The sequence below is a fragment of the Endoryza foliicola genome, assembly GCF_050589245.1.
Taxonomy (GTDB): Bacteria; Bacteroidota; Bacteroidia; order Chitinophagales; family Chitinophagaceae; genus Endoryza; species Endoryza foliicola.
This window is the reverse complement of sequence record NZ_JBOBEW010000003.1, coordinates 131,449-144,521: the sequence shown is the minus strand read 5'-3', so window position 1 is coordinate 144,521 and position 13,073 is coordinate 131,449. Positions and strand designations below refer to the sequence as shown.

Genomic DNA, 13,073 nt, shown 5'->3' with positions numbered 1-13,073 from the left:
GTAGGAATCAAATAACATGTCATTATATATTACTGTTATACTAGTTGTTTTAATTGGAGGGGCTCTCTTGATTCAATCCATTGGATTGAGAAAGCGGATGTCTAAACACCCCATGGATATCGAAGAGGATGCATTGGTACATCCGGCCCGATTCAACACTGTAGCGCAGGTAATTCGCATCAAGAATGGCAGCTTTGAGAATTTGGAAGCAATTGTTCGGGGCTTTGAAACGGCCTATGAAATGGATCATTTCTTGGAAAGCATTCATTTTATTCAGGTAGGGCCGGATTCGTGGGTCGGGTCCTTAACAAAGCCGTTGAACTTTACGGAGTTCTGTTATTTTATCAATTACTTGGAGTTTCCGATAGCGGTGAATTGGAAGGCGACTGTAACGGGGTGGACCAATTTTGTTTCAAAAGAAGGCGACCGACTCGATTTGGCTCCTGAACCCATGATGGTTTATGTGCCCGCTATTGAAGAATCGGGAGACGGAGTTTTGGTAACTTGCGCCTCCGGGATCGGCTATAAGATTTCCTTTTTGAAAATGAAACTGGAATATACCGGGGATGGGGGACGGGCTTATGAAAACCCACCTTTACTACCTTGATCAATAAAAGACTGATAATTAGAATATTATATAAAAAATGGGATTGAGTATCTGTGTGGACTAGGAGGATATGTTGAGTTTTTTTGAAAAAACTTAGATTTTTTCAGTTGTTTTTTTCATTTTTTCCTAAAAGCCCTTACCTTTGCCGTCCCAAAATAAAAGGTTCATAATGCCTACAATTCAACAATTAGTACGTAAAGGAAGAGAAATTATCAAGGCCAAAAGTAAGTCTAGAGCCTTAGATAGTTGCCCGTTTCGCCGTGGAGTATGTACTCGTGTGTACACTACCACTCCTAAAAAGCCAAACTCTGCATTGCGCAAAGTGGCTAAAGTTCGTTTGACCAACAAAGTGGAGGTAATCGCTTACATTCCGGGTGAAGGTCACAACTTACAAGAGCACTCAATCGTATTGGTGCGCGGTGGTCGTGTAAAAGATCTTCCAGGTGTACGTTACCATATCGTGAGAGGTAGTTTGGATACTGCCGGTGTGAAAGATCGTAAGAAGAGCCGTTCTAAGTATGGTACTAAACGTGAAAAAGCTAAAAAATAATTAGAGTATCTCAAATCATTCAATAAATGAGGAAGACTAAAGTCAAAAAGATTCCCTTAGCACCCGATGGTCGTTTTAACGATGTACAGGTGACTCGCTTTGTTAACAACTTGATGTGGCAAGGTAAAAAGAACACTGCTTTCAATATTTTCTACGATTCTCTTGACCGCGTAGCTAAAATTACCGGTGAGAACGGATACGAAGTATGGAAAAAAGCGTTGTCAAACGTTACCCCTGCTGTTGAAGTACGTAGCCGTCGTATCGGTGGTGCTACTTTCCAGATCCCATCAGAGGTTCGTCCTGAGCGTAAAGTTTCTTTGAGCATGAAGTGGTTGATCCGCTACAGCCGTGAAAGAAACGGACGTAGCATGGCCGATAAGTTGGCGAACGAAATCGTTGCTGCCAGCAAAGGTGAAGGTGCTGCTTACAAAAAGAAAGAAGACACTCACCGTATGGCTGAAGCTAACAAGGCTTTCGCTCACTTCCGCGTATAACCCGCATTCAATATTTATTTTGGATATAGATCCCGCAGATTCTCCTGCGGGATTTTTTTTACTCTCCTCAGTGATCGCTAAGTCCGCAAAGAATTCGAAAACACGTTCCTCCCTCCTCGTTCCTCGCATCCTCCCTCCCGGCTGTTTCATTATTAATTTTTAATTATTCATTATTAATTAACTCCTCTTTCTCGCCTTCCCCCTCTTTTTTGTTTTTTCCCTTCTTTTCCCTAACTTTGCAGCGCCAAAATCCAGAACATAGGTGAATCGGGTAGACGTGAAGGGTCTGCGATGTTTGGCGATCTATGAGAGTATAATCCCCACATATCAGCAATTTGGTCCCACTAAGGTGGTTCCTTACCCTACTCTTACCTGCTGATAACTCATCTCAAAGCCTGATATTTTCTGATTCGTGAAGATTGAAACACAGGCACACACCATAGTAGATTCAAGATTTTTAAAACGATAAACAAACAAAACAAAAGTCATGGCAGACTTAAGATTTCAAAGAAACTTTGGTATCGCCGCGCACATTGACGCCGGTAAAACCACCACTACGGAGCGTATCCTCCGTTATACAGGTATGATCCACAAGATCGGTGAGGTACACGATGGTGCCGCTACTACCGACTGGATGGAGCAAGAAAAAGAAAGAGGTATCACCATTACCTCAGCAGCTGTTAGCTGTCAGTGGAACTTCCCAACCGTTTTGGGTAAAGCTGATGCCAACACTAAAAAATATTATTTCAACATTATCGATACTCCGGGTCACGTGGACTTCACCGTAGAGGTTGAACGTTCTATGCGTGTACTCGATGGTTTGATCGCTTTGTTCTCAGCCGTTGACGGTGTTGAACCTCAATCTGAAACTGTATGGCGCCAAGCCAACCGTTACCGTGTACCTCGTATCGGTTTCGTAAATAAAATGGACCGCTCTGGTGCCGACTTCTTGAACGTGGTAAAACAAGTTCGTGAAATGCTCGGTTCTAAAGCCGTTCCTTTACAATTGCCAATCGGTGCTGAAGATAACTTCAAAGGCGTGGTAGACCTTATCAAAATGAAAGGTATCATCTGGCACATGGAAACAGAAGGAATGACTTTCGATGAAATCGAAATTCCTGCTGATATGTTGGATGAAGTAAATGAGTGGAGACAACAACTCGTTGAAGCCGTTGCTGAATACGACGACAAATTAATGGAGAAATTCTTCGAAGATCCTAATTCAATCACTGAAGACGAAATGCACGAAGCGATCCGCAAAGCTACGATCGACTTAAGCATCGTTCCAATGATGTGCGGTTCTTCATTCAAGAACAAAGGGGTTCAAACTGCATTGGATGCTGTTTGCCGTTACCTCCCTTCTCCGCTCGATATCGAAGCGATCAAAGGAACAGATCCTTCAACAGGTGAAGAATTGGTTCGTAAGCCTGATGCAAAAGAACCATTCGCTGCCTTGGCTTTCAAAATCATGACCGATCCTTTCGTAGGACGTTTGGCCTTCTTCCGTGTTTACTCTGGTCACCTCGATGCAGGTTCTTATGTACTGAACGTGCGTAGCGGTAAGAAAGAGCGTATCAGCCGTATCATGAAGATGTTCGCTAACAAACAAAACCCAATCGATTTCATCGAAGCAGGTGATATCGGTGCAGCAGTTGGTTTCAAAGAGATCAAAACCGGTGATACCTTGTGTAACGAAGATCATCCAATTACATTGGAGAACATGTTCATCCCTGAGCCTGTAATCTCTGTAGCGGTTGAGCCTAAAACACAAGCCGACGTAGATAAAATGGGTATGGCCATCTCTAAATTGGTGGAAGAAGATCCTACGCTTCGCGTTAAAACCGACGAAGATACCGGTCAAACCATCCTTTCAGGTATGGGTGAATTGCACTTAGAAATCATCGTAGACCGTATGCGTCGCGAATTCAAAGTGGAAGTGAACCAAGGTGCTCCAATGGTTGCCTACAAAGAAGCTTTCAAAGCAACTGTAGAACACAGAGAGGTATTGAAAAAGCAATCGGGTGGTCGTGGTAAGTTCGCCGATATCGTATTCGAATTCGGTCCTGCCGATGAAGAATGGTTGAAAGAAAACCCCGGTAAAGACATGCAGTTCGTTAACGATATCTTCGGAGGTTCTATCCCTCGTGAATTTATCCCTGCTATTCAGAAAGGTTTCGAAACAGCAATGTCTACAGGTGTACTTGCTAGCTATCCGGTAGAAAACATGAAAGTACGCGTATTCGACGGTAGCTTCCACCAAGTTGACTCTGACTCTATGTCATTCGAATTGTGTGCTAGAAGTGGTTTCCGTGAAGCAGCTCGTAAAGCAAAGCCAACCTTGTTGGAGCCAATCATGAAAGTTGAGGTAATTACCCCAGAACAATACATGGGAGATGTTACCGGTGACTTGAACCGTCGTCGTGGTATGTTGGAAGGTATGGATACTCGTGCCGGTGCACAAGTTATCAAAGCGAAAGTTCCTTTAAGTGAAATGTTCGGATACGTAACACAATTACGTAGCTTAAGTTCTGGTCGTGCAACTTCTACCATGGAGTTCAGCCATTACGCTCCGGCTCCAAACAACATCGCTGAAGAAGTAATCGCGAAGTCAAAAGGTAAAACCAAAGTGGAAGAATAATCTTCTCACTACCTTAATAATGATCCCGCAGGTAACTGCGGGATTTTTTTTTCTTTTTTGCGCGAAAACGCGCCATTCATCCTATTTCGAAACGGAAGATTAGCATAGTATTCTAAAATCCTTAAATTGGAAGAAATTAGTACTCATGCGTCTCAAATTCGTTCTTGCACTTTGCTTCTCCATTATTTTCTTTCAACTGGTTACAGCTCAGGAAGGATTTCAATGGGAGAATTCCGGAAAAGCATACTTTCAATTCGATGGTTCCGATATTCAACGAATTGAACTGCCTTCACTCAACAAACAAGTGATTGTTTCAAAAGCACAGTTAACACCAAAAGGCGGAGGGTCGCCACTGGTAGTTAAAAGCTTTCGTTTTTCAAACGATGGAAATCAAGTGTTGATTTTTACCAATACCAAACGGGTGTGGCGTTTAGAAACCAAGGGGGACTATTGGATTTACAATAAGTCAAATAATAGTTTAAAACAAATTGGAAAGAGTTTGCCGGCGTCTTCATTGATGTTTGCAAAAATTTCGCCCGATGGTAAATCAGTAGCCTATGTGAGCAATTTCAATATCTATGTTGAAGACATTGCTTCCGGAAAGATAAAGGCACTCACTACCAAAGGCAACCGAAAAATCATCAATGGTACTTTTGATTGGGCCTATGAAGAAGAGTTTTTCTGTAGAGACGGATTTCGATGGAGCCCCGATAGCAAGCAAATTGCTTACTGGCAAATTGATGCTCGTGGTACCAAAGACTATTTGATGGTTAATAACACAGATAGCATTTATCCGGTTGCTGTTCCCGTAGAATATCCGGTATCGGGTGAAGCTCCTTCTCCATTTAAAATAGGAGTGGTGTCTATCGCTACTGCACAAACCAAATGGATGAATGTACCTACTGATCCTGTATTACAAAGCTATGTACCTCGCATGGAATGGGCGGGAAACAGTACAGAGCTCATTCTGCAGCATTTGAACCGCAAACAAAATCAAAGTACCATTTATGTTGCTACTGCCGCTACAGGAGCAGTAAAACCCATTTACAAAGAAGTTGACAATGCTTGGATCGATATCCTGCCTTTATGGGACAATGATTATATCTGGGGAGGTTGGGACTGGCTCGACAATGGTAAGTCATTTCTTTGGGCCAGTGAGCAGGATGGCTGGCGTCATTTGTATAAGATTGATAGAGCCGGAAATGCAAGTTTGATCACCAAGGGAGATTATGATGTAATGGATATTGCAGCCATCAATGAAAAAACCGGCTATGTGTATTTTCATGCTTCGCCTGAAAATGCTACGCAAAAGTACCTCTACCGCACCAAGCTAGATGGAACCGGATCTTTGGAAAGAGTGAGCCCGGCAAATCAAGCAGGTACACACGATTACGATGTTTCACCTACCGGAGATTTTGCCTATCACAGTTTTTCCAATTATTATACAGCACCTGCCTCAGAAATGGTAGACCTCGGTTCGCATCAACCGCTATCCGGTAAATCATTGATTGACGCGGCCCTCGAGAAAAGTGCCGGTAAAAAATCATCAATGGAATTCTTTACAGTAACCACATCCGAAAATGTAACAATGGATGCTTGGGTTGTGAAACCTGAAAATTTCGACCCCACTAAAAAATATCCGGTGGTATTTTATGTTTACACAGAACCCTGGGGGCAGAACGTAAAGGATCAATTTGGAGTAGGCAGAAACTTCCTGTATCAAGGCAACATGCAAAAAGACGGCTATATCTATATCTCCATCGATAACCGTGGTACTCCTGTTCCGAAAGGAAGAGCTTGGAGAAAATCGGTGTACCGTAATATTGGCATCATCAATATCCGCGACCAAGCTTTAGCGGCAAAAGAGATTTTGAAATGGAATTATGTAGACAGCAGCCGAGTGGCCGTGTGGGGCTGGAGCGGTGGTGGCTCGGCTACTTTGAACTTAATGTTTCAATTTCCTGAAATTTACAAAACCGGAATCTCCATCGCGGCTGTTGGAAACCAGTTGACCTACGATAATATCTATCAAGAGCGATACATGGGGCTGCCCGCTGAAAGCAAAGACGATTTTGTGAAAGGATCACCGATCACCTATGCCAAAAATCTAAAAGGCAACCTGCTTTATATTCATGGCACCGGCGACGATAACGTGCATTATAACAATGCCGAAATGTTATTCAACGAACTCATCAAACACAACAAACAATTTCAAATGATGAGCTATCCGAATCGTTCTCATAGCATTTCAGAAGGTGCCGGAACCTTCCGTCATTTATCTACTTTGTATACGAATTATTTAAAGCTGCACTGTCCGGGAGGAGCGCGATAGAAACTAGTGCGGCTTATTCGCGATTTCTGAGCTTATAAATGTTGAAAATTTGAAGGCCTGAACCGCTGTTTTCTTAAAAAGAAGCCGGTGGTTCAGGTTCTTTTTTGCATTTAACTTTTGATTAGAAATTCCGTGAATAATTTACATGAAATTTCACGCCATGAAGAAACTGTTACTAATTGCACCTATTATGCTGTTTTTCGCCTCTTGTAAGCCTTACCAGTATTTTACTGTTGCAGCACCGGAATTGCAGCAAGACAGTTTAAAGCAGTATGTTTTCGAAAATGATACCATGAAAGTACTCTACAATTTTACAGGGTATCAGGGTCCTTTGAAGGTGACAGTCATCAACAAATTGAGAGAGCCTATATTTTTGGATTGGAATCGTTCTGCAATGATCATGAATGGTGAATCGGTGGCCTTGTACCAACCTTCCTTTCAATTTTCCGGGCGTTCTGTAGGCAGTTCAGTAGAGGTGATCAAAGATGTGAGCCTTAATAGCAGCCGCATGTCGGGCACATTGAGTGGACAAGAGGGGGTAGATATGATTCCTCCGGGAAGCAGCCGTCAACGAAGCGTATTGGCTCCCTTGCACCGATCTTTGTTAGATGCCGGTTTCAATACAGAGAACAAGAAGTATTTCGATGACGATAAGACCTCCATTCGCGGTCGATTTTTGGACTATTCTGAATCCAGTACTCCGTTAATTTTTAAGACCTATTTCAGTTTTAGATTGGAATCTACTCCCGATCTGGTTCGTCATTTTGAATCTCGATTTTTCATTAAAGACGTATTTGTGACCATTGCGGGTCCTGATCAAGTAGGGCAGGGGGTAAATAGGGGGGATCGGTTTTATACGAAATAGGAGGAGGCGAGGAAAACAGGAGGGAGGAAGCGAGGAGACGAGGAAACGAGGAGGGAGGAAGGAGGCTGGTTTTGCGTAGCAAAAGCAGTCCCGCAGGCGACAGCCGTTGCGGGAAACGAGGAGGCGAGGAGAAGAGGAGCGCTGCGAAAACGCTGCGGTCGCTGCGCCGCTGCGGTGAAGAAAAGACTTTGCGAATTCTTCGCGAGCTTTGCGATCTTAGCGGTGACCAACCGGAAATCGACATTTTTTGTTTAACTATAATGTTATATAACTTAAACAGAATCAACAAAGAGGAAATTTATTTTGAAAAAGGCTGAAAATTTATGTTGAATCTTTTTGTAAGTAATCTTTTTGCCCCTACCTTTGCATCCCCATTCGAAAAATGGGATTTGATGTATGTCTCAGCGAATTAGAATAAAATTACAGTCTTACGATCACAATTTGGTAGATAAATCTGCCGAGAAGATCGTTAAAACCGTGCGCAGCACAGGTGCCGTAGTAACAGGTCCTATTCCTTTACCTACACGTAAGAAAATTTTTACTGTGTTACGTTCACCACACGTAAACAAGAAGAGTCGTGAGCAGTTCCAATTGAATACGCATAAGCGTTTATTGGACATTTACACGTCTTCAAGCAGAACAGTTGATGCGTTGAGCAAATTAGATTTGCCAAGTGGTGTTGAGGTTGAAATCAAAGCTTAACAGATAAGAATTACCTCATCGGTTGGATTACCGCTCGATGAGGTTTTTTTATATAGTTCTTTTACAACTCATCTGTGAACTTCCAAAGAGGGAACAAAGCAGCGCTGAGTTAGATGCAAGAGCATCACACTAGTTAACATTAAAATATGAACTAGCCCTTCGAGGTTAGTTTACTGTTGGTACTTCCGAAATCTGGAAGCCGCGAGGCGGAAGGAGTCTCACCCGATAATGAAAGGATGGGTGAATCAAAAGAAAAGGTCAACAGCAAACGGGGATTGAAGACCGATTACTTTCATCGGGCCTGTCTCTTTAACCTTACAGGGCATAAACTGTAAATAAAATGAAAGGGATTATTGGAAAAAAAATCGGGATGACCAGCGTCTTCAGTTCCGATGGCAAGCAAACCGCTTGTACCATTATTGAAGCTGGTCCCTGTGTTGTAACACAGGTTAAAACTGTTGAATCAGACGGTTACAACGCATTACAAATTGCTTACGGCGACAAAAAAGAAAAGCACACTCTCCAAGCTGAAAAGAATCACTACGCCAAAGCAAATACTTCCGCTAAAAAGTTTGTAAAAGAATTTCGCGACTATTCTATTGCTAAAGCATTAGGAGAAGCCATTACTGTTGAAATTTTCTCTGAAGGAGAAAAAGTTGACGTAGTAGGTACTTCTAAGGGCAAGGGTTTCCAAGGGGTTGTAAAACGCCATGGATTCAGTGGGGTTGGTTCACAATCACACGGTCAACACGACCGTCAGCGTGCACCAGGTTCATTGGGTAACTCTTCCGATGCATCTCGCGTAATGAAAGGTATGCGCATGGCCGGCCGTATGGGTGGTGACCGCGTAAAGGTGAAAGGCCTTAAAGTGGTTAAAATTTTCCCTGAAAAGAATTATATCCTCGTGACAGGCAACGTTCCTGGTCACAACGGTTCTATTGTTTACATCCAGAAATAACTTTTTAACTGAATCATCATGCAAGTAGATGTTTTAAATATAAGCGGTAAAAAAACAGGTCGTACAGTGGATCTTCCAGAAGAGATCTTCGGAATTGAGCCTAATGACCATGTTATTTACTTAGCCGTGAAGCAGTATTTGGCCGCTCAGCGTCAAGGTACTCACAAAGTAAAAACTCGTTTAGAAGTAAAGGGTTCTAGCAAGAAATTACACCGTCAAAAGGGAACCGGTGGTTCTCGTAAGGGTAATATCCGTAACCCATTGTATAAAGGTGGTGGTACCATTTTTGGACCTAAGCCCCGCGATTACGATTTCAAGTTGAACCAGAAAGTAAAGGGCTTGGCGAAATGCTCAGCGCTTTCTTACAAAGTAAAAGAAAGCAACTTGGTAGTTGTTGAAGATGTTACTTTGGCTCAACCTAAAACAAAAGAACTCGTAAGCATTCTGAAAAGCCTGAATGTAAACAATAAGAAAGTATTAGTGTTGGCTGGTGAAGAAAACACCAACTTGTACTTGAGCTTCCGTAACATCCCTAACGTGGTTGGATATCAGTACAACGACATGAATACCTACGACATCGTAAATGCTGACGTAGTAGTATTATTGGAATCTTCTGCAAAAACAATTGCGGAAGATGTGAAAGAAATCAGCGCGAATTAATTAATAGTAAAAATTGTTAAGAGATGAAACTCTCTGAAGTTTTAATAAAGCCAATCGTAACAGAAAAAAGCAACAAGTTAACGGATGCCCGTAGAACCTATGCTTTCCGTGTAAGCCGCAAGGCGAACAAGCTTGAAGTAAAAAAAGCTGTTGAAGATTTCTACGGTGTGAACGTAATCGATGTAAACACGATTGTTGTTCCCGGTAAAAGAAAGAACCGCTTCACAAAAGCAGGATTCATTTCCGGACAGAAGTCTGCATACAAAAAAGCGTATGTAACTGTTGCCGAAGGCGAAACCATTGATCTGTACGGAACTGTTTAATCAGATCAATCAGTAAGAATGGCGGGTCAAACGCCGCAAAGAATTGACAAAACATTATTTAAAACGATTAATTAGAAACGATGGCACTTAAGAAGTATAAACCAATGACCGCCGGTACACGCTGGAGAATTGGTAATGCCTACGCAGAAGTAACAACTGCAACACCGGAGAAGAGCTTAGTAGAGAAGCAATCTGCAACTGGCGGTAGAAACGCACAGGGTAGAAGAGCGATGAGATATATTGGCGGTGGAAACAAGAAAATGTACCGTATTGTAGATTTCAAAAGAGACAAGAAAGATATTCCAGCAACTGTTGCGAGCATTGAGTACGATCCAAACCGTACTGCATTCATCGCATTGTTGAACTATGCTGATGGTGAAAAGCGTTACATCCTGGCTCCTCAAGGTTTGCAGGTAGGCGCTACCGTTATAGCTGGTAACAGTGTTGCTCCTGAAGTTGGAAATGCACTTCAAATGAAGTTTATGCCGTTGGGTACAAACATTCACAACATTGAAATGCAGCCTGGTCAGGGTGGTAAATTGGTAAGAAGTGCAGGTACTTCTGCTCAGTTAACCAACAAGGAAGAAAAATACGCTGTATTGAAAATGCCAAGTGGTGAGTTGAGAAAGATTTTGATCAACTGCGTTGCAACTGTTGGTGTGGTAAGTAACAGTGATCACAACCTGGAAACAGCCGGTAAAGCGGGTGTGAACCGTTGGAAAGGGATCCGTCCTCGCAACCGTGGTGTAGCGATGAACCCAGTAGATCACCCAATGGGTGGTGGTGAAGGTAGATCATCTGGTGGTCACCCAAGAAGCCGCACCGGTAAATACGCGAAAGGTGAGAAGACAAGAACAAGAGGAAAAGGAAGTGATAAGCTGATCATCCAACGTAAAAACGGAAGCAAGCTCGCTAAATAAGAAGTGAGTAAGTGGATTCAAATTCAAATTATCAAAATTTCAAATTAACACAGTAATATGGCTCGTTCAATTAAAAAAGGTCCTTATGTAGCTGCCAAATTAGAAAAGAAAGTATTAGCAGTTAATGAGGGCAAAGCCAAAAAGGGAGTGATCAAAACATGGAGCCGTCGTTCTACCATAACTCCTGATTTTGTTGGACACACATTTGCAGTACACAACGGGAACAAGTTTATTCCTGTTTATGTTACCGAGTTCATGGTGGGTCATAAATTAGGTGAATTTGCACCTACCCGTCAGTTCAAAGGTCACTCAAGTAAAAAAGTAGCGTAAACTGTTTGATAGGACGAAACGCCTGTTGAACTCAAACGAAATAAAAAAATGGAAGCAGTAGCTAAACTTAAAAATTATCCAACTTCACCCCGCAGAATGCGTTTGCTGGCTGATGAGATTCGTGGATTGGGAGTTGAAAATGCGTTGGCATTATTGGAGCACCATCCTCAACACTCCTCTACACCTTTATACAAATTGTTGAAGAGTGCAATTGCAAACTGGGAGCAAAAGAACGAAGGAAAGAGTGCAGCCGATGCCTCACTGGTAGTAAAAACTATTTTTGTAGATGGCGCAAGATCAATTAAGAGAATGTTGCCAGCTCCTCAAGGTAGAGCTTACCGTGTGAGAAAGCGTAGCAACCATGTTACTTTAATTGTAGATGCTAAAAACTAATTGATAAAAATTTTTAAACCATAATATGGGTCAGAAAACAAATCCAATTGGTGCCAGATTAGGAATTATCCGCGGATGGGAATCTAACTGGTATGGTAATAAGAAAGATTTCGCTACGAAATTGATCGAAGATAACAAGATCAGAAACTACCTCAATGCCCGTATCAACAAGGGTGGTATTTCTAAAATTGTTATTGAGCGTACGCTGAATAAGTTGATTGTTACCATTCACACTTCTAAGCCTGGTATCATCATCGGTAAAGGTGGTAACGAAGTAGATCGTATCAAAGAGGAGTTGAAAAAACTTACCGGTAAGGAAGATGTGCAAATCAACATTTTGGAAATTCGCCGTCCGGAATTGGATGCGATGATTGTTGGTGATACCATTGCTCGTCAAATCGAAAACCGTATCAACTATAAAAGAGCGATCAAAATGGCGATTGCTTCTGCCCTGAGAATGGGAGCTGAAGGAATCAAAATTAAAGTAGCCGGCCGTTTAGGTGGTGCTGAAATTGCTCGTACAGAAGAAATTAAACAAGGTCGTACGCCTTTGCATACATTACGTATGGACATTGACTACGCAAATGTGTTTGCTCTTACTGTATATGGTAAAATTGGTATCAAGGTATGGATCTGTAAAGGAGAAGTATTGGGTAAGCGTGATTTGAACCCGAACTTGATCAGCGGAAAAGAAGGTGGTGAAAGAAGAGAAGGTGGAGCTCCTGCCGGACGTGGTGGTAACGATCGCCGCGGTGGTGGTAGAAACGATAGAGGTGGAGAAAGAAGAGGCGGTGGCGACAGAGGTCCGCGTAAAAACTAATAGTCGATTACTAGAATCGAAACATTATTAAAATTTTCAAATTAGTATAGAAAATGTTACAGCCGAAAAGAACGAAACACAGAAAAGCACAGAAGGGACGCATCCGTGAAACCGCGAAGCGTGGTACCAGCATTGCTTTTGGTTCCTTTGCATTGAAAGCATTAGAGCCTGTGTGGTTAACGAACCGTCAGATCGAAGCTGCACGTCAGGCATTATCTCGTGCTATGAAGCGTGAAGGTAACGTGTGGATCCGTGTATTCCCCGATAAGCCTATTACCCGTAAGCCTCTTGAGGTAAGGATGGGTAAAGGTAAAGGTAACCCTGAATTCTGGGCTGCTGTGGTAGAACCAGGTCGTATCATCTTCGAAACAGATGGAGTTCCTTTAAACGTTGCAAAAGAAGCGTTGGAACTGGCTGCGCAGAAACTGCCAATTAAAACAAAATTCATTGTGCGTCCTGATTACGCCGCATAATTCGAAAC

15 protein-coding genes are annotated in these 13,073 nt (G+C 42.4%); all 15 read left to right on the top strand.

The window, feature by feature from the left end:
- The first annotated feature begins 16 nt into the window (after window positions 1-16).
- The 15 genes from ACQ2HE_RS07995 to rplP all read left to right on the top strand — a co-directional run bounded on the left by ACQ2HE_RS07995 (window position 17) and on the right by rplP (window position 13,065).
- A complete protein-coding gene (locus tag ACQ2HE_RS07995) occupies window positions 17-607 on the top strand; it encodes a hypothetical protein (RefSeq protein WP_430898793.1) in 591 nt (196 codons plus the stop codon).
- Window positions 608-776: 169 nt separating this feature from the next.
- Window positions 777-1,157, top strand: coding sequence for a 30S ribosomal protein S12 (gene rpsL / locus ACQ2HE_RS07990; RefSeq protein ID WP_054281116.1), 381 nt, complete (start codon window positions 777-779; stop codon window positions 1,155-1,157).
- A 26-nt stretch (window positions 1,158-1,183) separates the two neighbouring features.
- Window positions 1,184-1,651: a 30S ribosomal protein S7 gene (gene rpsG / locus ACQ2HE_RS07985; RefSeq protein WP_430898795.1), complete on the top strand. Its 468-nt coding sequence runs from the start codon at window positions 1,184-1,186 to the stop codon at window positions 1,649-1,651.
- Window positions 1,652-2,138: 487 nt separating this feature from the next.
- Window positions 2,139-4,289, top strand: a complete 2,151-nt coding sequence (gene fusA / locus ACQ2HE_RS07980) for an elongation factor G (RefSeq protein WP_430898797.1) — start codon at window positions 2,139-2,141, stop codon at window positions 4,287-4,289.
- A gap of 145 nt (window positions 4,290-4,434) precedes the next feature.
- Complete coding sequence (locus tag ACQ2HE_RS07975) at window positions 4,435-6,621, top strand: S9 family peptidase (protein WP_430898799.1); 2,187 nt, start codon at window positions 4,435-4,437, stop codon at window positions 6,619-6,621.
- Window positions 6,622-6,781: 160 nt separating this feature from the next.
- Window positions 6,782-7,486, top strand: coding sequence for a hypothetical protein (locus ACQ2HE_RS07970; protein WP_430898801.1), 705 nt, complete (start codon window positions 6,782-6,784; stop codon window positions 7,484-7,486).
- Window positions 7,487-7,882: 396 nt separating this feature from the next.
- The gene (rpsJ, locus tag ACQ2HE_RS07965) at window positions 7,883-8,188 is read left to right on the top strand and encodes a 30S ribosomal protein S10 (RefSeq protein WP_430898803.1); all 306 of its coding nucleotides are present in this window, start codon (window positions 7,883-7,885) and stop codon (window positions 8,186-8,188) included.
- A 340-nt stretch (window positions 8,189-8,528) separates the two neighbouring features.
- A complete protein-coding gene (rplC, locus tag ACQ2HE_RS07960; protein ID WP_430898805.1) occupies window positions 8,529-9,146 on the top strand; it encodes a 50S ribosomal protein L3 in 618 nt (205 codons plus the stop codon).
- An 18-nt stretch (window positions 9,147-9,164) separates the two neighbouring features.
- Window positions 9,165-9,806 carry a 50S ribosomal protein L4 gene (rplD, locus tag ACQ2HE_RS07955; RefSeq protein ID WP_430898807.1) on the top strand — a complete coding sequence of 214 codons (642 nt, stop codon included), beginning with the start codon at window positions 9,165-9,167 and terminating at the stop codon, window positions 9,804-9,806.
- A gap of 23 nt (window positions 9,807-9,829) precedes the next feature.
- Window positions 9,830-10,129, top strand: coding sequence for a 50S ribosomal protein L23 (gene rplW / locus ACQ2HE_RS07950; RefSeq protein ID WP_430898809.1), 300 nt, complete (start codon window positions 9,830-9,832; stop codon window positions 10,127-10,129).
- Between the two features lie 80 nt (window positions 10,130-10,209).
- Window positions 10,210-11,049 carry a 50S ribosomal protein L2 gene (gene rplB / locus ACQ2HE_RS07945; RefSeq protein ID WP_430898811.1) on the top strand — a complete coding sequence of 280 codons (840 nt, stop codon included), beginning with the start codon at window positions 10,210-10,212 and terminating at the stop codon, window positions 11,047-11,049.
- 57 nt (window positions 11,050-11,106) lie between these two features.
- Window positions 11,107-11,379 carry a 30S ribosomal protein S19 gene (gene rpsS / locus ACQ2HE_RS07940; RefSeq protein WP_430898813.1) on the top strand — a complete coding sequence of 91 codons (273 nt, stop codon included), beginning with the start codon at window positions 11,107-11,109 and terminating at the stop codon, window positions 11,377-11,379.
- A 48-nt stretch (window positions 11,380-11,427) separates the two neighbouring features.
- The gene (gene rplV / locus ACQ2HE_RS07935; RefSeq protein ID WP_430898815.1) at window positions 11,428-11,772 is read left to right on the top strand and encodes a 50S ribosomal protein L22; all 345 of its coding nucleotides are present in this window, start codon (window positions 11,428-11,430) and stop codon (window positions 11,770-11,772) included.
- Between the two features lie 25 nt (window positions 11,773-11,797).
- Window positions 11,798-12,592, top strand: coding sequence for a 30S ribosomal protein S3 (gene rpsC / locus ACQ2HE_RS07930; protein WP_430898817.1), 795 nt, complete (start codon window positions 11,798-11,800; stop codon window positions 12,590-12,592).
- A 53-nt stretch (window positions 12,593-12,645) separates the two neighbouring features.
- The gene (gene rplP / locus ACQ2HE_RS07925) at window positions 12,646-13,065 is read left to right on the top strand and encodes a 50S ribosomal protein L16 (protein WP_430898819.1); all 420 of its coding nucleotides are present in this window, start codon (window positions 12,646-12,648) and stop codon (window positions 13,063-13,065) included.
- Window positions 13,066-13,073 lie beyond the last annotated feature (8 nt).

Bases quoted from the DNA above. Each gene is read 5' to 3' on its own strand.
- ACQ2HE_RS07995 (WP_430898793.1), top strand. From the start codon at position 17: ATGTCATTATATATTACTGTTATACTAGTTGTTTTAATTGGAGGGGCT.
- rpsL (WP_054281116.1), top strand. From the start codon at position 777: ATGCCTACAATTCAACAATTAGTACGTAAAGGAAGAGAAATTATCAAG.
- rpsG (WP_430898795.1), top strand. From the start codon at position 1,184: ATGAGGAAGACTAAAGTCAAAAAGATTCCCTTAGCACCCGATGGTCGT.
- fusA (WP_430898797.1), top strand. From the start codon at position 2,139: ATGGCAGACTTAAGATTTCAAAGAAACTTTGGTATCGCCGCGCACATT.
- ACQ2HE_RS07975 (WP_430898799.1), top strand. From the start codon at position 4,435: ATGCGTCTCAAATTCGTTCTTGCACTTTGCTTCTCCATTATTTTCTTT.
- ACQ2HE_RS07970 (WP_430898801.1), top strand. From the start codon at position 6,782: ATGAAGAAACTGTTACTAATTGCACCTATTATGCTGTTTTTCGCCTCT.
- rpsJ (WP_430898803.1), top strand. From the start codon at position 7,883: ATGTCTCAGCGAATTAGAATAAAATTACAGTCTTACGATCACAATTTG.
- rplC (WP_430898805.1), top strand. From the start codon at position 8,529: ATGAAAGGGATTATTGGAAAAAAAATCGGGATGACCAGCGTCTTCAGT.
- rplD (WP_430898807.1), top strand. From the start codon at position 9,165: ATGCAAGTAGATGTTTTAAATATAAGCGGTAAAAAAACAGGTCGTACA.
- rplW (WP_430898809.1), top strand. From the start codon at position 9,830: ATGAAACTCTCTGAAGTTTTAATAAAGCCAATCGTAACAGAAAAAAGC.
- rplB (WP_430898811.1), top strand. From the start codon at position 10,210: ATGGCACTTAAGAAGTATAAACCAATGACCGCCGGTACACGCTGGAGA.
- rpsS (WP_430898813.1), top strand. From the start codon at position 11,107: ATGGCTCGTTCAATTAAAAAAGGTCCTTATGTAGCTGCCAAATTAGAA.
- rplV (WP_430898815.1), top strand. From the start codon at position 11,428: ATGGAAGCAGTAGCTAAACTTAAAAATTATCCAACTTCACCCCGCAGA.
- rpsC (WP_430898817.1), top strand. From the start codon at position 11,798: ATGGGTCAGAAAACAAATCCAATTGGTGCCAGATTAGGAATTATCCGC.
- rplP (WP_430898819.1), top strand. From the start codon at position 12,646: ATGTTACAGCCGAAAAGAACGAAACACAGAAAAGCACAGAAGGGACGC.